The organism is Cellulomonas fimi, from assembly GCF_028527925.1.
In the GTDB taxonomy this organism is placed as follows: Bacteria; Actinomycetota; Actinomycetes; order Actinomycetales; family Cellulomonadaceae; genus Cellulomonas; species Cellulomonas fimi_C.
This window is the reverse complement of the sequence record NZ_JAPESW010000010.1, coordinates 88,397-105,505: the sequence shown is the minus strand read 5'-3', so window position 1 is coordinate 105,505 and position 17,109 is coordinate 88,397. Positions and strand designations below refer to the sequence as shown.

Here is a 17,109-nt window from a genome sequence, read left to right as displayed (position 1 = left end):
CCGCACCGTCAGCCGCGTCCGCAGCACCCGCTCCGTCACCCGCGAGCGCGTCGTCCGTCGGCGACGGCTCGTCCGCGTCGTCACGAAGGAGCGCCGACTCGTCGTCGGGCAGGGCCGGGCCTGCGCTGGCGTCGAGCAGCGACGAGGCGTCGTCCGGGACCGAGGCGCCGGCAGGTCCGTCGAGCAGCGACGACAGGTCGTCGGGGACGACGACGTCGTCCGGCTCGTCGGGCGTCCGGCCGTCGGTGGGCTGGTCGGTCACAGCGCGCCCTTCGTCGACGGGATGCCGTCCACGCGCGGGTCGAGCGCGACCGCGAACCGCAGCGCACGCGCCAGGGCCTTGAACTGCGCCTCGACGATGTGGTGCGGGTCGCGGCCCGCGAGCACGCGGACGTGGATGCTGAAGGCGGCGTGGTGCGCGATGGACTCGAGCACGTGCCGTGTCAGGGAGCCGGTGAAGTGCCCGCCGATGAGGTGGTACTCCTGCCCCTCGGGCTCGCCCGAGTGGACGAGGTACGGGCGGCCGGACACGTCGACGACGGCCTGCGCGAGCGCCTCGTCGAGCGGGACGGTCGCGTCGCCGTAGCGGGAGATGCCCCGCTTGTCGCCGAGCGCCTGACGCAGCGCCTCGCCGAGGGTGATCGCGACGTCCTCGACCGTGTGGTGCGCGTCGATGTGCGTGTCGCCGGTCGCGCGGACGGTGAGGTCGATGAGCGAGTGCTTGCCGAGCGCGGTGAGCATGTGGTCGTAGAACGGCACCGTCGTCGAGATCTCGGTGCGGCCCGTCCCGTCGAGGTCGAGCTCGACGACGACGCTCGACTCGCTCGTCGTGCGCTCGACGCGCGCGGTGCGTGCGCCCGCGGTCGTGCTGGTGCTCACCGGTCCTCCTCGCTGCCGGTCGCGGTCAGTCCCGCGACCTGCGTCAGGGCGTCCTGGAACGCCGCCGTCTCCTGCGGGGTGCCGACCGACACCCGCAGCCAGCCCTGCGGCCCGACCTCGCGGATGAGGACGCCGCGGTCGAGCAGACCTTGCCAGACGGCCCGCCGGTCGTCGAACGTGCCGAACAGGACGAAGTTGGCGTCGGAGTCCGCGACGCGCAGCCCGCGCTCGCGCAACCACACGACGAGGGCGTCGCGCTCGTCGCGGAGCGCGCCGACCTGCGCCATGAGCTCGGGCGCGTGACGCAGGGCCGCCCGTGCGACGGCCTGCGTCACCGCCGACAGGTGGTACGGCAGCCGCACGACGCGCAGGGCGTCGACGAACGCGGTCGACGCGGCGAGGTAGCCGACGCGCGCGCCCGCGAGGCCGAACGCCTTCGACATGGTCCGGCTGACGGCGAGGTGCGGGTGGCCGTCGAGCAGCTCGAGCGCGGACGGCGTCCCCCGCCGGCGGAACTCGCCGTACGCCTCGTCGACGACGACGACGCACCCACCGGGGACGCGGGCCGCGGCGTCGAGGACCGCGAGCACGGTCGACGCCGGCAGCGCGGTGCCCGTCGGGTTGTTCGGGCTGGCCAGCAGCACGACCGACGGCGCGTGCTGCGCGATCGCGGCGCGAGCCGCGTCGGGGTCGAGGCTGAAGTCCTCCTCGCGTCGCCCCTCGATCCAGGCCGTCGACGTGTCGCGCGCGTACTCCGGGTACATGGAGTACGTGGGGGCGAAGGACAGCGCGGTGCGGCCCGGACCGCCGAACGCCTGCAGCACGTGCAGCATGATCTCGTTCGACCCGTTGGCCGCCCACACCTGCTCGGGCGCGACACGCACGCCCGACTCGACCGCGAGGTAGTCCGCGAGGTCCTGCCGCAGGGCGCCGAAGTCGCGGTCCGGGTAGCGGTTGAGCGTGCGCGTCGCGTCCGCCACTGCCCGCGCGACGTCCTCGACGACCGCGTCCGACGGCGCGTACGGGTTCTCGTTGACGTTGAGCAGCACCGGCACGTCGAGCTGGGGCGCGCCGTACGGCGCCAGCCCGGCGAGCTCGGGGCGCAGCGGCAGCGCGGGGCGGGCGAGGTCGGCGGTCACGCTGCCGATTCTAGGGATCGTCCGCCGCGCGCCTGGCGCGACGTCCGCGGGACGGGGACGAACGTCCTCACCGCGCCCGCGGCCCGCGACCTAGCGTCGAAGCGGTGGCACGTCACACGTGCACCCCCCGGTGCTCGCACCCCCGGGCACCGCGCACCGTCGAGGAGGACGCTGATGCGCACGATGCAGGCGGCCGTGGTCCGCTCGTTCACCCGTGACCTGGACGTCACGGAGGTCGCGATCCCTGAACCGGGACCGTTCCAGGCGCTCGTGCGGGTCGAGTACTCCGGCGTGTGCCACACCGACGTGCACGCGGCGCGCGGCGACTGGCCGGTCAAGCCCGTGCCGCCGTTCGTCCCGGGGCACGAGGGCGTCGGGACCGTCGTCGCCGTCGGGGAGGGCGTGACCCGCGTCGCGGTCGGCGACCGGGTCGGCAACGCGTGGCTCGCGACCGCGTGCGGCGCGTGCGCCTACTGCGTGTCCGGCCGCGAGACGCTGTGCGCGCAGCAGCGCAACAGCGGGTACAGCATCGACGGGTCGTTCGCCGAGCACATGCTCGTCGACTCCCGCTACTGCCCCATCGTCCCGCCGGGCGTCGACCCCGCAGCCGCTGCCCCCGTGCTGTGCGCGGGCGTCACCGTCTACAAGGGCCTCAAGGTCACCGACACGCGGCCCGGCGAGTGGGTGCTCGTCTCCGGCATCGGCGGCCTCGGCCACCTCGCGGTGCAGTACGCGGTCGCGATGGGACGCCGCGTCGTCGCGGTCGACGTCGACGACACCAAGCTCGACCTCGCGCTCAAGCACGGCGCCGAGGTCGGCGTGAACGTCCGCGACGTCGACGACCCCGTCGCGCACGTCCAGCAGCTCACCGGCGGCGTGCACGGCGCGCTCGTGACCGCGGTCGACGCGCGCGCGTTCCCGCAGGCCGTCGGGTCGCTGCGCCCCGGCGGCACCGTCGTGCTCGTCGGGCTGCCGCCCGCGGCCTTCCCGCTCGACATCGTCTCGACCGTCCTGCGCGGGCTGACCGTCCGCGGGTCGATCGTCGGGACGCGGGTCGACATGGCGGAGGCGCTCGACTTCTTCGCACGCGGCAAGGTCAGCCCGACGTTCACCGTGAGGCCGCTCTCCGACGTCAACGCCGTCCTGCACGAGCTCGAGCAGGGCAGGGTCGACGGGCGGGTCGTGCTCGACGTCGCGCGCGACGGCTCCTGACGGCACCGACGGCGACGGCCGGCGCCGTCGGGCTGCCGGCCGTCGGCTGGTCGCGCCGCGTCAGAAGCGCGCCCGGACCGCCTCGCCGTGCGCCGGCAGACCCTCGGCGTCGGCGAGCGCCACGATCCGGTCCGCGACCTCCTCGAGCGCGTCGGCGTCGTACTCGACGACCTGCACCGCGCGCACGAAGGAGTGCACCCCGAGCCCGCTCGCGAAGTGCGCGCAGCCGCCCGTGGGCAGCACGTGGTTCGACCCCGCCATGTAGTCGCCCAGCGACACCGGGGAGTAGGGGCCGACGAAGATCGCGCCCGCGCTCGTCACGCGGTCCGCGAGCGCGGCCGCGCCGACCGCCTGGATCTCGAGGTGCTCGGCGCCGTACGCGTTGACGACGTCGAGGCCCGCGTCGAGGTCGTCGACCAGGACGATCGCCGACTGCGTGCCGTTGAGGGCGGTGGTCACGCGCTCGCGGTGCCGGGTCGCGTCGACCCGGTCGACGAGCTTCGCCTCGACCGAGCCCGCGAGCTCGACCGACGGCGTCACGAGGACTGCGGCGGCCAGCGGGTCGTGCTCGGCCTGCGACACGAGGTCGGCGGCGACGTGGTTGGCGTCGGCCGTGCCGTCCGCGAGGATCGCGATCTCGGTCGGGCCGGCCTCCGCGTCGATGCCGACGACGCCCCGGACGAGCCGCTTCGCGGCGGCGACGTACACGTTGCCGGGACCCGTGATGACGTCGACCGGCTCGCACAGCGTCGCGCCGTCCTCCTCCTGCGAGCCCGCGGCTCCGTACGCGAACATCGCGACCGCCTGCGCGCCGCCCACGGCGTACACCTCGTCGACCCCGAGCAGCGCGCACGTCGCGAGGACGACCGGGTCGGGCAGCCCGCCCTCGTCCTTCTGCGGCGGGGACGCGACCGCGAGCGAGCCGACACCGGCCTCCTGCGCCGCGACCACGTTCATCACGACCGACGACGGGTACACCGCGAGCCCGCCCGGCACGTACAGGCCGACCCGGCGCACCGGCAGCCAGCGCTGACGGACCGTCGCGCCCGGCGCGACCTCGACCGTGAAGTCGGCAGGACGCTGTGCGCGGTGCACCTGGCGCACGCGGCGGATGGTCTCCTCGAGCGCGGCCCGCACCCGCGGGTCGAGCCGGTCGACCGCGGCGGCGACCGTCGCGGCGGGGACGCGGACGTGCTGGGGACGGACGCCGTCGAACCGCTCGGCGAGGTCGCGGAGCTCGGCCGCGCCGCGCTCGCGCACGGCGGCGATGATCGGTGCGACCGCCTCCGCGGCGTGCTCGACGTCGACCTCCGCGCGAGGCAGCTCCTGCAGGAGCTCACGACGGGACAGCACGCGACCGCGCAGGTCGATTCGGGTGATCACGGCCACGAGTCTACGAGCGGACGCCTCCCCTTTCCGGTGCGCCCACGCTCCGGTCGCGTGCGTCGGCGGGGCAGACTGCTGCCATGACGCAGGTGCCCATCGCCGACGACTCGATCCGCCTCGGCCAGTTCCTCAAGCTCGCCGACCTCGCCGAGACGGGCGCGCAGGCGCGCGAGCTCCTCGACGACGGCGCGGTGACCGTGAACGGCGAGCCCGAGTCCCGTCGCGGCCGGCAGCTCGTGCGCGGCGACCGCGTCGACGTGGACCTGCCGACGGGCGTGGTCAGCGCCACGGTCGGCTGACCGCTGGGCGCTGAGACGGCGACCCGCGACCCGCGGCCGGGGGCGGGTCAGACCTCCCGGTAGAGCGGCAGCGCGGCGTCGAACAGGTCCTGCCACGCGCGCACGGGCCGTCCCGCGACGTGGTCCTCGAGCTGGTCGAGGCACGCGTGCCACCCGCCGCCGTACCCGCGCGCGGCCGCTTCCTGCAGGTCCCGGTGCTCCAGGACGAGGACCGTCCCGTCCCCGTCGGCACGCAGCTCCGCCGTGACGAGCGTCGAGGTCTCGTCGGGGAAGACCCACGTGACCTCGAGCCGGTGCGGACGGTCGCAGACCAGCACCTCGCCGGTCGCGTTCTGGTCCGCGTCCGGCACGTCGTCCCCCATCCGCAGCTCGTACGCGCCGCCGACGCGCAGGTCGCCGTACAGCGGGCCGAGCCAGCGGGCGACGCGTCCCGGTTCCGTCAGGCACGTCCACAGGTCGTCGACGTCCGTGGCGTAGCGCCGCTCGAAGCGCACGGTGGTGCCGGCGGGCGTCTGCGTCAGCACGCCCCGCACGTCGGTGCTCTCGGTCATGGGTTCCTCCCGTGCTCGTCGTCCGGCGGGCCTGCCGGGTCGGCGGACGCACGTCGACGCTCGCGCTTCCCGCGCGCGACCTCGGTGCCCAGCGCGTCGAGACGCGGCTCCCAGTAGCTCCGCACGTCGCGTGCCCACCGCTCGACCTCGGCGAGGGGCTCCGGGCGCACGGAGTAGAGCCGGACCGGGCCCTGCGCGCGCGACTCGACCACGCCGGCCTCCCGCAGCACCCGTAGGTGCCGCGACGTCGCAGGCTGGCTGATGCCGAACTCCGCGCCGACCGCGTCGGCGAGGTCGCCGGCGCTGCGCGCGCCCGAGGCGAGCAGCTCGACGAGCCGTCGCCGCACGGGGTCGCCGAGTGCGTCCATCACGTCCACGTCGACGATATTTCCACGGCTAGTTATATGACGCAAGCGCTATACAGGACTCGCGGACATCAGGTCGACAGGCAGCTCGGGCCGAGCAGCGCCTTGAGGTCGCCGAACAGCGACGGCGACCGCTCGACGCGCAGCCCGTCACCCAGGCGCATCACCGTCGCCCGGCCCGGGCTCGTCAGCCGCAGGTGCACCTCGGTGATCCCCGGGTGCGTCGACAGGACCTCGCGCAGGCGCTCGACCAGCGGCTGCGTGCAGCGCGCGACCGCGAGCGAGACGACCACCGGCGCGTCCGCGACCTGCGACACGTCGGGCAGCGACACCTCCATCGCCTGCAGGGACATCGACTCGTCACGGCGCCGCACCCGGCCCTTGACGACGACGACCGCGTCCTCCGCGAGCACCGTCGAGTACGCGAGGTACGTCTCGCCGAAGAACATGATCTCGACGGACCCCTCCATGTCCTCGATCGTCACCGCGGCCCACGGGTTGCCCTGCTTCGACATCTTGCGCTGGAGCGACGTGATGAGGCCCGCGATCACGACGGTCGACCCGTCGGGCCGCGCCTCGTCCGCGAGCAGCGTCGCGATGGACACGTCCGCCGAGGCCGCGAGCACGTGCTCGATGCCGGACAGCGGGTGGTCGGACACGTAGAGGCCGAGCATCTCCCGCTCGAACGCGAGGCGCTGCTTCTTGTCCCAGTCCGGCAGGTCGGGGATCGCGACCGCGAAGCCCGGACCGGCGTCGTCACCGCCCGTGAGGTCGGCGAACAGGTCGAACTGGCCCTCCGCCTCCTTGCGCTTGACGCCGATGACCGAGTCGACCGCCTGCTCGTGCACGAGCAGCAGCGCACGACGCGGGTGCCCGAGCGAGTCGAACGCGCCCGCCTTGATGAGCGACTCGATGGTCCGCTTGTTGCAGACGACCGCCGGCACCTTCTCGAGGAAGTCGGTGAAGGACGTGAACGCGCCCTTCTCCTCGCGGGTCCGCACGATCGCGTCGACGACGTTCGCACCCACGTTGCGCACCGCGGTGAGGCCGAACCGGATGTCCGCGCCCACGGCCGTGAAGTTCGCGGACGACGAGTTCACGTCGGGCGGCAGGACCGTGATGCCCATGTGCCGGCACTCGCCGAGGTACAGCGCCGACTTGTCCTTGTCGTCCTTGACGGACGTGAGCAGCGCGGCCATGTACTCGACCGGGTAGTTCGCCTTGAGGTAAGCGGTCCAGTACGACACCACGCCGTACGCGGCCGAGTGCGCCTTGTTGAACGCGTAGTCCGAGAACGGCAGCAGGATGTCCCACAGCGTCTGCACGGCGGCCATCGAGAAGCCGCGCTCCTGCATGCCCGCCGAGAAGCCCTCGAACTGCTTGTCCAGCTCGGACTTCTTCTTCTTGCCCATCGCGCGGCGCAGGATGTCGGCCTGACCGAGCGAGTACCCGGCGACGCGCTGCGCGATCGCCATGACCTGCTCCTGGTACACGATCAGGCCGTACGTCGTGCCGAGGATGTCCTCGAGCGGCTCGGCCAGCTCGGGGTGGATCGGCGTGACCTCCTGCGCGCCGTTCTTGCGCAGCGCGTAGTTGGTGTGCGAGTTCGCGCCCATCGGACCCGGGCGGTACAGGGCGCCGACTGCGGAGATGTCCTCGAAGTTGTCGGGGCGCATGAGCCGCAGCAGGGTCCGCATGCCGCCGCCGTCGAGCTGGAACACGCCCAGCGTGTCGCCGCGGCCGAGCATCTCGTACGTCTTGCGGTCGGTGAGCTCGAGCTCCTCGAGCACGACCGGGTCCTTGCCGTTCGCGACGATGTTGTCGAGCGCGTCGTCGAGGATCGTGAGGTTCCGCAGCCCGAGGAAGTCCATCTTGATCAGGCCGAGGCCCTCACAGGTGGGGTAGTCGAACTGCGTGATGACCGCGCCGTCCTGCGGGCGCCGCATGATCGGGATGATGTCGATGAGCGGGTCGCTCGACATGATGACGCCCGCCGCGTGCACGCCCCACTGCCGCTTCAGCCCCTCGATGCCCTTCGCGAGCTCGACGACGCGCTGCGCGTCCGGGTCGGCGGCGTGGACCTGACGGAACTCCTCGGCCTCGTGGTACCGCTTGTCGGCCGGGTCGAAGATGCCCGTGAGGCTGATGTCCTTGCCCATGATCGCGGGCGGCATCGCCTTGGTGAGCTTCTCCCCCATCGCGAACGGCATCCCGAGCAGCCGCGCGGAGTCCTTGAGGGCCTGCTTGGCCTTGATGGTGCCGTACGTGACGATCTGCGCGACGCGGTCCTCGCCGTACTTCTCCGTCACGTACTTGATGACCTCGCCGCGCCGACGCTCGTCGAAGTCGACGTCGAAGTCGGGCATCGAGACGCGGTCGGGGTTGAGGAACCGCTCGAAGATCAGACCGTGCTGCAGCGGGTCGAGGTCGGTGATCTTCATCGCGTAGGCGGCCATCGAGCCCGCACCCGAACCACGCCCCGGCCCGACGCGGATGCCGTGGTCCTTCGCCCAGTTGATGAAGTCGGCGACCACGAGGAAGTACCCCGGGAAGCCCATCTGCGTGATGACCTCGGTCTCGTACGCCGCCTGCTTGCGCACGTCGTCCGGGATGCCGCCGGGGTACCGGTGGTGGAGGCCCTTCTCGACCTCCTTGACGAACCAGCTCGTCTCGTCCTCGCCCGCCGGGACCGGGTAGTTCGGCATGTAGTTCGCCGACGTGTTGAACGAGACCTCGCACTGCTCCGCGATGCGCAGCGTGTTGTCGCACGCCTCGGGCAGCTCCGCCCAGATGCGCCGCATCTCCGCCGCGGACTTCACGTAGTAGCCGTCGCCGTCGAACTTGAACCGGTCCGGGTCCGACAGCGTCGAGCCCGAGTTGATCGCGAGCAGCGCCTCCTGCGACGCGGAGTCCTCCTGCCGCGTGTAGTGCAGGTCGTTCGTCGCGACGAGCGGTGCTCCGATGGTCTCCGACAGGCGCAGCAGGTCCTTGAGGACCCGGGTCTCGATCTCGATCCCGTGGTCCATCAGCTCGACGTAGAAGAACTCCTTGCCGAAGATGTCCTGCAGCTCGCCGGCGACGCGGACAGCCTCGTCCCACTGGCCCAGGCGCAGACGGGTCTGGATCTCCCCCGACGGGCAGCCCGACGTCGCGATCAGGCCCTTGCCGTACGTCTCCAGCAGGTCGCGGTCCATCCGGGGCCACTTGCCCATCTGACCCTCGAGCGACGCGAGCGACGACGCCCGGAACAGGTTGTGCAGACCCTCGTTGTTGCGCGCGAGCATCGTCATGTGCGTGTACGCACCGCGCGCCGAGACGTCGTCCGCCTCCTGGCCCTGCTGGCCGAAGCGCACTCGCGTCTGGTCGAACCGGCTCGTGCCCGGCGTGACGTACGCCTCGACGCCGATGATCGGCTTGATCCCCGCCGCCGTGCCCTTCGACCAGAAGTCGAACGCACCGAACAGGTACCCGTGGTCCGTGGTCGCGATCGCCGTCTGGCCCTGCCGCTCGACCTCCGCGAAGAGCTCCGTCAGACGGGCCGCGCCGTCGAGCATCGAGTACTCGGTGTGCACGTGGAGGTGGACGAAGTCGGAGCCTCCAGCAGATGCCATGCGGGCCATCCTAGGTGTCCCCACCGACACCTCCGGACGCCCCGGGACCGTGTCGGAGGTGGCGTGCGCGACACGCCGGACGGGTCACCGCGGACGCGCCGCGCGCGGTCCAGGACCGGTCGCGCGGACGGTCAGCGGTAGCCCGCGCCGAGCGTCTCGAGCGCGTGCGCGAGGTCGTCCGGGTAGGTGCTCGTGACCTCGAGCCAGTCCCCCGTCGCGGGGTGCTCGAAGCCCAGCCGGACCGCGTGCAGCCACTGCCGCGACAGCCCCGTCCGCGCCGCGAGCGTCGGGTCCGCGCCGTACGTCAGGTCGCCGACGCACGGGTGCCGCAGCGCCGCGAAGTGCACGCGGATCTGGTGCGTGCGGCCCGTCTCGAGGTGCACCTCGACGAGCGACGCCGACGGGAGCATCTCCAGGACCTCGTAGTGCGTGACGGACGGCTTGCCGTCCGCGACCACCGCGAACTTCCAGTCCGCCGACGGGTGCCGCCCGATCGGCGCGTCGATCGTGCCCGTCGTGGGCTCGGGGTGCCCCTGGACGAGTGCGTGGTACACCTTCTCGACCGTGCGCTCCTTGAACGCGCGCTTGAGCACCGTGTACGCGCGCTCGCTCTTCGCGACCACCATGAGGCCCGACGTGCCGACGTCCAGCCGGTGCACGACGCCCTGCCGCTCGGCGGCCCCCGACGTCGAGATCCGGTACCCCGCTGCCGCCAGCGCACCGACGACCGTCGGGCCGGTCCAGCCGGGAGACGGGTGCGCGGCGACGCCGACGGGCTTGTCGACGACCACGACCTCGTCGTCGTCGTGCACGATCCGCATGCCCGGGACCGGCTCCGGGACGACCGCGGGCGCCGCCGGGCCCTGCGGGTCGGGGATCTCGACCTCGAGCCAGCCACCGGCCACGAGGCGGTCCGACTTGCCGACCGACCGGCCGTCGACGCGCACGCCACCGGCGGCGGCGATCTCCGCGGCGCGCGTGCGCGACAGGCCGAGCATGCGGGACAGCGCGGCGTCGACCCGCTCGCCCGCGAGCCCGTCGGGCACGGGCAACGCGCGGACCTCAGGCACCGGGTCGCTCCGCCGGGGAGTCGGTGCGCGTGACCGGGCCGGCGTCGCCCGTCGCGCCGCCGGTCGTCGGCTCGTCGTCGAGCTCCGCGGCCGCCGTGTCGCCGTCGGGGGCGACGTCGCGGTCGGGGGCGACCACGCCGCCGGGAGCCGCGTCGCCGTCGGGTGCGGCATCAGCGGCGGGTGCTGCGTCGCCGTCGCGCGTCCCGTCGAGGTGCACCCCGCGCGCCGCGAGCAGGACGATGAGGCCCGCCGCGACGACGATCGCGATGTCGGCCACGTTGCCGACGAACCAGTTCGCGTACGCGATGAAGTCGACGACCTCGCCGCGCGCGAACGCGGGCTCACGCGTGAACCGGTCCACGAGGTTGCCCAGCGCGCCGCCCAGCAGCAGGCCGAGCGCGACGGCCCACGTCGCCGACCCGATCCTGCGCGACGCGCGCACGACGACCACGACGACGACGGTCGCGACGACCGTGAGGACCCACGTCATGCCGGTCGCGATGCCCAGCGCGGCGCCCGGGTTGAACACGAGCTGCAACCCCAGCAGGTCGCCGACGAGGTCGTGCCGCACACCCTCCTCGAGCGACGCGAGCGCCCACCGCTTCGTGAGCTGGTCGACGAGCAGGACGGCGGCCGCGAGGACGACGAGCGTCGTCACGAGCCGCCGGCGGCGCGCAGGCGTGGTCGCGGACGCGTCAGGTCCGGGAGTCGTGGAAGGCACCGCAGGAGTCTACGGGCGCGTCAGCGACGCTCCTCCCGCTGCTTGCACTCCACGCACAGCGTCGCGCGCGGGAACGCCTGCACGCGCGCCTTGCCGATCGCCTTGCCGCACGACTCGCACGTGCCGAACGTGCCCGCCGAGATCCGGCCGAGCGCGCGCTGCGTCTGCGCGAGCAGGTCCCGCGTGTTGTTGACGAGCGTGAGCTCCTGCTCGCGCTCGAGCGCGGACGAACCCGAGTCGGCCTGGTCGTCGCCGGCGCCGTCGCCGGAGTTGCGGAGCAGGTCGGACAGCTCTGCGTCGGCGGCGGCCAGCTCGCCCGTCAGGCGGTCGATGTCCGAGGTCAGCTCGTCGGCGACCTCCTTGACCTCGTCCGCCGTCCAGGGCGTCTCGCCGTCGCGGACGGGGAACTGCTTCACGCGCTCGTCCAGATCCTTCGTGTCGGCCGCTACGGCGACGTCGCTCAGTGCGTCGTTGATTGCCACGTCCTGGTCCCCCCCAAGTCGTCAAGTCCCGCGACTTTATGCGTGGATACGTCCGGAGACAACACACCACGCCGGGTGAATCCCCGGCGTGGTGAGTCGTGCGAGTACTGCGCTGACCTGTGACGACGCGGCCCGGCGCCGTCACCGGATCAGATGTTCTGACCGTCCCCCACGGGCTGCACCTGGCCCGAGCGAGGCGGGAGCGCGTTGCCGCGGTTGTCGAGGTCGCCCAGCAGGTTCTCGAGGTAGCTCTTGAGACGCGTCCGGTAGTCGCGCTCGAACACGCGCAGCTCGTCGATCTTGCGCTCGAGGAGCGAGCGCTCCTGCTCGAGCTGGCCCAGCGTGCGCTGCGACGTCTCCTCCGCCTCGCGCACGATGCGGTTCGCCTGCGTCTTCGCCTCGCCGATGAGCCGGTCGCTCTCCTCCTGGCCGCTGCGCACGTAGTCGTCGTGCAGCTTCTGCGCGAGCGCCAGCATGCCGGTGGCGGACTCGGGCTCGCTCGGACGCTGCGGGGCGACCGGCGCGACGGGGGCAACCACGGGGGCGGGCTGCGGCTTCTGCAGCTCGGGGACGGGCTCGGGCTTCGGGGCCGGCGCGGCCTGCTGCGCACCGGCACGGCTGAGCTCGGCGATCCGACGCTCGGCCGCGGCGAGCTTGGTCTTGAGGTCCTCGTTCTCGTTCTGGAGCTCGCGCAGCGTGTTGACGACCTCGTCCAGGAAGTCGTCGACCTCGTCCTGGTCGTACCCCTCGCGGAACTTCGTCGCCTGGAACTTCTTGTTCAGGACGTCGTCTGCGGTCAGCAGTGCCATCGTCGTCACCTCTGTCGGTCGAGCTCGGTCGGGCCGTGGCGGTCGACCGACCGCCTCGGGCCACCGTAGCGGAGATTGCAGCGGGGGCACGTCCCCCGACACACGTCAGGACCGGGCGTGGACACGGTCCGGACGAGGGTCGTGGGGCGCACCGTCATGCGGCCAGGTTGCCCAGCACCGCCATCAGCAGCGAGCACGCGAGCACCAGCACGAAGAAGGCCAGGTCGAGCCGGATCGAGCCGATCCCGACCGGCGGGAGGACCCGTCGCAGCGCCTTCAGCGGCGGGTCGGTCACCGTGTAGGTGGCCTCGGCGATGACGAGCGCGACACCTCGCGGGCGCCAGTCGCGCGCGAAGAACTGCACCCAGTCCAGCACCAGCCGCACGAGCAGCAGCAGGAAGAACGCGAGGACGACCAGGTACAGGAGGCTGAAGATCAGGCGCACGTCAGCTCTGGTTGTAGAAGCCGGACCGGCCGGCCTGCTGCTCCGTGGACGCGGCGTCCCCGGCGACCTCGACGTGCGCGGGCGAGAGCAGGAACACCTTGCTCGTCACGCGCTCGATCGCGCCGTGCAGGCCGAAGATGAGGCCCGCGGAGAAGTCGACGAGACGCTTGGCGTCCGCGTCGTCCATGTCCGTCAGGTTCATGATCACCGGCGTGCCCTCGCGGAACGCCTCGCCGATCTTGCGCGCGTCGTTGTACGAGCGCGGGTGGATCGTGGTGATGCGGCGCAGGTCGTGCGCGACCGGCGCCGGCGCGGGCGCCGGGGCGGGCGTGCGCGGCACCGGGCGGTGCAGCGGCGTGACCTGGGCCTCGTACTCGTGCTCCACGGCGACGTCCCCTCCGTCGAGGTCCTCGAGGTACTCCTCGTGCTCGGACCGGTCGTCGGCCAGACCGAGGTACAGCATCGTCTTGCGCAGCGCTCCGGCCATCGCCTTGGGCTCCCTCCCCGGATCTCTCCGGCCTTTCCCGGTACCGCCGTCCGGGACCGGGGATGCCGGCACCGGGAGCGACGGGCTCCCTCCGACGGTCACGCTAGCAACGGGCTCGCGCACCGCCACCGCGACACGCCCGCGACGCGCCGGTCTCGCCCGATCGGGTCGCGGTGCTGGTCAGCCCGGAGCCCGGACGACCCCGGCGAACCGCCCCGTCGTGCCGTCGCGCCGGAAAGAGAAGAGGTCCGCGTCCGTGTACGTGTCGCGGTCGGCGCGCGCCACGTCGCGCACCCCGGTCCGGCGCAGCACCGCCGCGACACCGGCGGGCAGGTCGAGCGCGGGCGTCCCCCACGACGTGGTCGCCGCGGTCTCCGGCACGGCCGCGGCCACCTCGTCGCGCAGGTCCGCCGGCACCTCGTAGGAGCGCCCCGCGATGCAGGGGCCGACGGCGGCGCGCAGACGGTCCGGCTGGGCGCCCTCGGCGACCAGCGCGTCGACGGCCGCCTCGACGACACCCGCGACGAGCCCGCGGCGGCCCGCGTGCACCGCCGCGACCAGACCGGCCTCCGCGTCGGCGAGGAGCACGGGCACGCAGTCCGCGACGAGGACGCCCACCGCGACGCCCGGGCCCGCGCCGACGAGCGCGTCGACCTCCCCGACCGAGGCGAGCAGGTCGTCCGCGTCGGCCGGGGTGCGCACGACCGCGACCGCGCGCCCGTGCACCTGCGTGCCGAACGCGACGGGCGCCCCGACCCAGCCCGCGACGAGGCCGCGGTTGCGCGCGACGTCGGACGGCTCGTCCGCGACGCCGGCACCCAGGTTGAGCGCGTCGTACGGCACCCGGCTCACGCCGCCGGTCCGCGTCGTGAACCCGGCCCGGACGCCCGGGCCGAGGTCCACGGCGAGCACGGCGAGCCCGCCCGGCACCGCTTACTTGAGGAAGTCGGGGACGTCGAGCTCCTCGCGCTCCCGGCGCGGCGCGTCCTCGGTGAAGATGCGCGGCACCTCGAGCGCGCCCGTGATCGGCGTGGGCTCCGCCTCGGTCGACAGGAACGCCGGGACCTCGGGCTGCTGCGCCGGGCGTACCGTCCGCGACTGGCCGTACGCACCGACCGGCAGGACCTCGTCCTCCGGGTCGACGACCGGGCGCGGCGTGGGGACCGTCGGGGCCGCGGGCACCGTCCGGACCGACGCGCCGCTGACCTGGCCCAGAGCGCGCGAGTCGCGGCGCACGACCGGGCCGCCGCCGTCGAAGCCAGCCGCGATGACGGTCACGCGGACCTCGTCGCCCAGGGCGTCGTCGATGACCGCGCCGAAGATGATGTTCGCCTCGGGGTGCGCGGCCTCCTGCACGAGGCGCGCGGCCTCGTTGATCTCGAACAGGCCGAGGTCCGAGCCGCCCTGGATCGAGAGCAGGACGCCGTGCGCACCGTCGATGCTCGCCTCGAGCAGGGGCGACGAGATCGCCATCTCGGCGGCCTGCACCGCACGGTCCTCGCCGCGTGCGAACCCGATGCCCATGAGCGCCGAGCCCGCACCCTGCATGACGGACTTTACGTCGGCGAAGTCGAGGTTGATGAGGCCCGGGGTCGTGATGAGGTCGGTGATGCCCTGCACGCCGGACAGCAGCACCTGGTCGGCGGAGTGGAACGCGTCGAGCACGGACACGTTGCGGTCGGAGATCGACAGCAGCCGGTCGTTCGGGATGACGATGAGCGTGTCGACCTCGGCACGCAGGGCCTCGATGCCCGTGTCGGCCTGCACCGAGCGGCGACGCCCCTCGAAGGTGAACGGGCGCGTGACGACGCCGATCGTCAGGGCGCCGAGCGAGCGCGCGATGCGGGCCACGACCGGCGCGCCGCCGGTGCCGGTGCCGCCGCCCTCGCCCGCCGTGACGAAGACCATGTCGGCGCCGCGCAGGACGTCCTCGATCTCCTCGGCGTGGTCCTCGGCGGCCTTCTTGCCGACCTCGGGGTCCGCGCCGGCACCGAGGCCGCGCGTCAGCTCACGGCCGACGTCGAGCTTGACGTCGGCGTCGGACATGAGCAGGGCCTGGGCGTCGGTGTTGACGGCGATGAACTCGACACCCTTGAGGCCGACCTCGATCATGCGGTTCACGGCGTTGACGCCGCCGCCGCCGATGCCGACGACCTTGATGACCGCCAGGTAGTTCTGCGGAGCTGCCACGGTGGGTGCCTCTCGTTCCGAGCCGGTCGCGGGGTGCTGCCCGCGAGGGTCCGACCGCGACACGCCGCGGTCGAGGTTCAACCTTCAGGTTCAGGTTGAGGGTTAGAGTTATGTCAGGTGCGTTGTCAGTGCGTGACGCTAGGTGCCGCACGCGTCGTGTTCAACGCACCACGCCGCGTGTCGCGCCACGGGTTCTGGACGGGCGCGCCGGGTGCCTCGCGACGACCCGGCCGGCGACCTCCGCTTCCCGGGGACGGCGCCTCCGGACAGCGCCGCTCGCTGCCGGCGGCCGGCACCCGCACGCACGGGGACCCCGCTCGCCCGGGTCCCGGTCAGCGTGTGATCGGCAGCCGCGGCGCCGACACGTCGATCACCGTCGCCCCCGCGGCGGCCCCCGACGACCGCAGCGTCGAGAGCACCGCGATCTTGAGGGGCGTCTCCGCCGCCGAGCCCCAGTCCACGCGCACGCCGTCGCGCAGCTGCATCGTCACCGTGTCCTGCGTCCGCGCCGAGACGCCCTGCACCTGGGCGAGAAGCTCGGCGGGCAGCTGCTCGAGCACCGTGAGCACCGCGGACAGCGTCCGGGCGTCACCGACCGGCACGTCGACGACGGGCAGCCCGTCCGGCGCGGCGTCGACCCGGCCGACCTGCACGCCCTCCATGTCCAGCAGCGCGAAGCCGCCCTGCTCCGGCTCGGGGACCGCCGCCACCGGCTCGCGCGCGACGAGGACCACGAGCAGCCCGTGCGGCCAGCCGCGCGTGACGCGCGCCTCCCGGACGCCCGGCACCTCGAGGACCTCGTCGCGCAGCCGCACGGTGTCGAGCCGCGGCAGCGGCGTCCCGGTGTGCGCGTCCACGACGTCGAGGACCTGGTCGACCGCGACGACCGTCCCCGCCCCCTCGACGCGGACGTCCTGCGGGTCGAGCGCGAGCACGGGCGACAGCAGCAGCAGCCAGCCGAGCGCACCGGCCGCGACCGCTCCCCCGGCGACCGCCGCGACCTTCCGGCGCGAGCGCGACCGTCTGGCACGTGCCCGCTCCTCGAAGCGCGCGGCCGAGCTGGAGGACACCACGGGCGGGGACACCGGACCGCCCCGGCCCGTGAGGCCGCGGCCGCCTGCGGTGTACGTCGTGACGGCACGTCCGAACGTCGTGGGAGCGTCCCCGGTGGCGGACGGCACGGCGTCCGTGCTGCCGGTCACCGGCGCGGTGCGCGCGGCGCGCGGCGTGCCGGAGGCCCGGGCCGAGCTCGTCGGTCGCGTCGCGCCCGCGTCCCGCGTCGGACTCCCGGCGCGGCGCGGCCGTCCCGCTCCCCCCGCGGCGGACGCCCCGGTCGCCGGGCCTGCGGCACCGTCGGCACGTCCGGTGGTCGCCGGGCGGGACGCGTCGGCCTGGTCGTCCGGCCGCGGCGCCGGCACCGCGCGCGGCCGCGCCGGCGGCGCCACGCGCGGCTTCGGCGGGCG

17 protein-coding genes and 1 pseudogene are annotated in these 17,109 nt (G+C 73.5%); 2 read left to right on the top strand and 16 right to left on the bottom strand.

Annotated features, from left to right (window positions below; translation table 11 throughout):
- The 3 genes and pseudogenes from OMK64_RS07235 to OMK64_RS07225 all read right to left on the bottom strand — a co-directional run.
- Positions 1-262 (bottom strand): annotated as a pseudogene (locus OMK64_RS07235) (hypothetical protein); the annotation flags it as partial.
- Positions 259-879: an imidazoleglycerol-phosphate dehydratase HisB gene (hisB, locus tag OMK64_RS07230; protein ID WP_272727400.1), complete on the bottom strand. Its 621-nt coding sequence runs from the start codon at positions 877-879 to the stop codon at positions 259-261. The gene hisB and the pseudogene OMK64_RS07235, both read right to left, overlap by 4 nt.
- Positions 876-2,018: a histidinol-phosphate transaminase gene (locus OMK64_RS07225; RefSeq protein WP_272727399.1), complete on the bottom strand. Its 1,143-nt coding sequence runs from the start codon at positions 2,016-2,018 to the stop codon at positions 876-878. The genes hisB and OMK64_RS07225 overlap by 4 nt, the downstream gene beginning before the upstream one ends.
- 174 nt (positions 2,019-2,192) lie before the next feature.
- Here OMK64_RS07225 and adhP point away from each other — a divergent pair, with 174 nt between their 5' ends.
- Positions 2,193-3,230: an alcohol dehydrogenase AdhP gene (gene adhP / locus OMK64_RS07220; protein ID WP_272727398.1), complete on the top strand. Its 1,038-nt coding sequence runs from the start codon at positions 2,193-2,195 to the stop codon at positions 3,228-3,230.
- Between the two features lie 60 nt (positions 3,231-3,290).
- Here adhP and hisD read toward each other — a convergent pair whose 3' ends face one another.
- On the bottom strand, positions 3,291-4,613 hold the full coding sequence (hisD, locus tag OMK64_RS07215) for a histidinol dehydrogenase (protein ID WP_272727397.1): 1,323 nt from the start codon (positions 4,611-4,613) through the stop codon (positions 3,291-3,293).
- An 83-nt stretch (positions 4,614-4,696) separates the two neighbouring features.
- On the opposite strand from hisD, the gene OMK64_RS07210 reads away from it, so the two are divergent.
- A complete protein-coding gene (locus tag OMK64_RS07210) occupies positions 4,697-4,915 on the top strand; it encodes an RNA-binding S4 domain-containing protein (RefSeq protein WP_162351753.1) in 219 nt (72 codons plus the stop codon).
- A gap of 47 nt (positions 4,916-4,962) precedes the next feature.
- Here the strand turns inward: OMK64_RS07210 and OMK64_RS07205 are convergent, their stop codons facing one another.
- From OMK64_RS07205 to OMK64_RS07150, 12 genes are all read right to left on the bottom strand, one after another.
- Positions 4,963-5,466: an SRPBCC family protein gene (locus OMK64_RS07205; RefSeq protein WP_272727396.1), complete on the bottom strand. Its 504-nt coding sequence runs from the start codon at positions 5,464-5,466 to the stop codon at positions 4,963-4,965.
- Entirely contained in the window at positions 5,463-5,834 is a 372-nt protein-coding gene (locus OMK64_RS07200; RefSeq protein WP_272727395.1) for an ArsR/SmtB family transcription factor, read from the bottom strand. Before OMK64_RS07200 ends, OMK64_RS07205 begins: the two co-directional genes overlap by 4 nt.
- A 68-nt stretch (positions 5,835-5,902) precedes the next feature.
- A complete protein-coding gene (dnaE, locus tag OMK64_RS07195; RefSeq protein WP_272727394.1) occupies positions 5,903-9,442 on the bottom strand; it encodes a DNA polymerase III subunit alpha in 3,540 nt (1,179 codons plus the stop codon).
- Positions 9,443-9,573: 131 nt separating this feature from the next.
- Positions 9,574-10,512 (bottom strand): RluA family pseudouridine synthase, encoded by a 939-nt coding sequence (locus tag OMK64_RS07190; RefSeq protein WP_272727393.1) that lies wholly within the window; start codon positions 10,510-10,512, stop codon positions 9,574-9,576.
- A complete protein-coding gene (locus tag OMK64_RS07185) occupies positions 10,505-11,233 on the bottom strand; it encodes a signal peptidase II (RefSeq protein WP_308201777.1) in 729 nt (242 codons plus the stop codon). The genes OMK64_RS07190 and OMK64_RS07185 overlap by 8 nt, the downstream gene beginning before the upstream one ends.
- 20 nt (positions 11,234-11,253) lie before the next feature.
- Positions 11,254-11,715, bottom strand: coding sequence for a TraR/DksA family transcriptional regulator (locus tag OMK64_RS07180; RefSeq protein WP_374694068.1), 462 nt, complete (start codon positions 11,713-11,715; stop codon positions 11,254-11,256).
- 149 nt (positions 11,716-11,864) lie between these two features.
- The gene (locus OMK64_RS07175; RefSeq protein WP_272727392.1) at positions 11,865-12,524 is read right to left on the bottom strand and encodes a DivIVA domain-containing protein; all 660 of its coding nucleotides are present in this window, start codon (positions 12,522-12,524) and stop codon (positions 11,865-11,867) included.
- A 154-nt stretch (positions 12,525-12,678) separates the two neighbouring features.
- Positions 12,679-12,969 (bottom strand): YggT family protein, encoded by a 291-nt coding sequence (locus OMK64_RS07170; protein ID WP_272727391.1) that lies wholly within the window; start codon positions 12,967-12,969, stop codon positions 12,679-12,681.
- A 1-nt stretch (position 12,970) separates the two neighbouring features.
- A complete protein-coding gene (locus tag OMK64_RS07165) occupies positions 12,971-13,456 on the bottom strand; it encodes a cell division protein SepF (RefSeq protein ID WP_272727390.1) in 486 nt (161 codons plus the stop codon).
- A gap of 180 nt (positions 13,457-13,636) precedes the next feature.
- Positions 13,637-14,386: a peptidoglycan editing factor PgeF gene (pgeF, locus tag OMK64_RS07160; protein WP_272727389.1), complete on the bottom strand. Its 750-nt coding sequence runs from the start codon at positions 14,384-14,386 to the stop codon at positions 13,637-13,639.
- 3 nt (positions 14,387-14,389) lie between these two features.
- Positions 14,390-15,646, bottom strand: a complete 1,257-nt coding sequence (gene ftsZ, locus OMK64_RS07155; RefSeq protein ID WP_272727388.1) for a cell division protein FtsZ — start codon at positions 15,644-15,646, stop codon at positions 14,390-14,392.
- A gap of 332 nt (positions 15,647-15,978) precedes the next feature.
- Positions 15,979-16,827 carry a cell division protein FtsQ/DivIB gene (locus tag OMK64_RS07150; protein WP_272727387.1) on the bottom strand — a complete coding sequence of 283 codons (849 nt, stop codon included), beginning with the start codon at positions 16,825-16,827 and terminating at the stop codon, positions 15,979-15,981.
- Between the last annotated feature and the right edge of the window lie 282 nt (positions 16,828-17,109).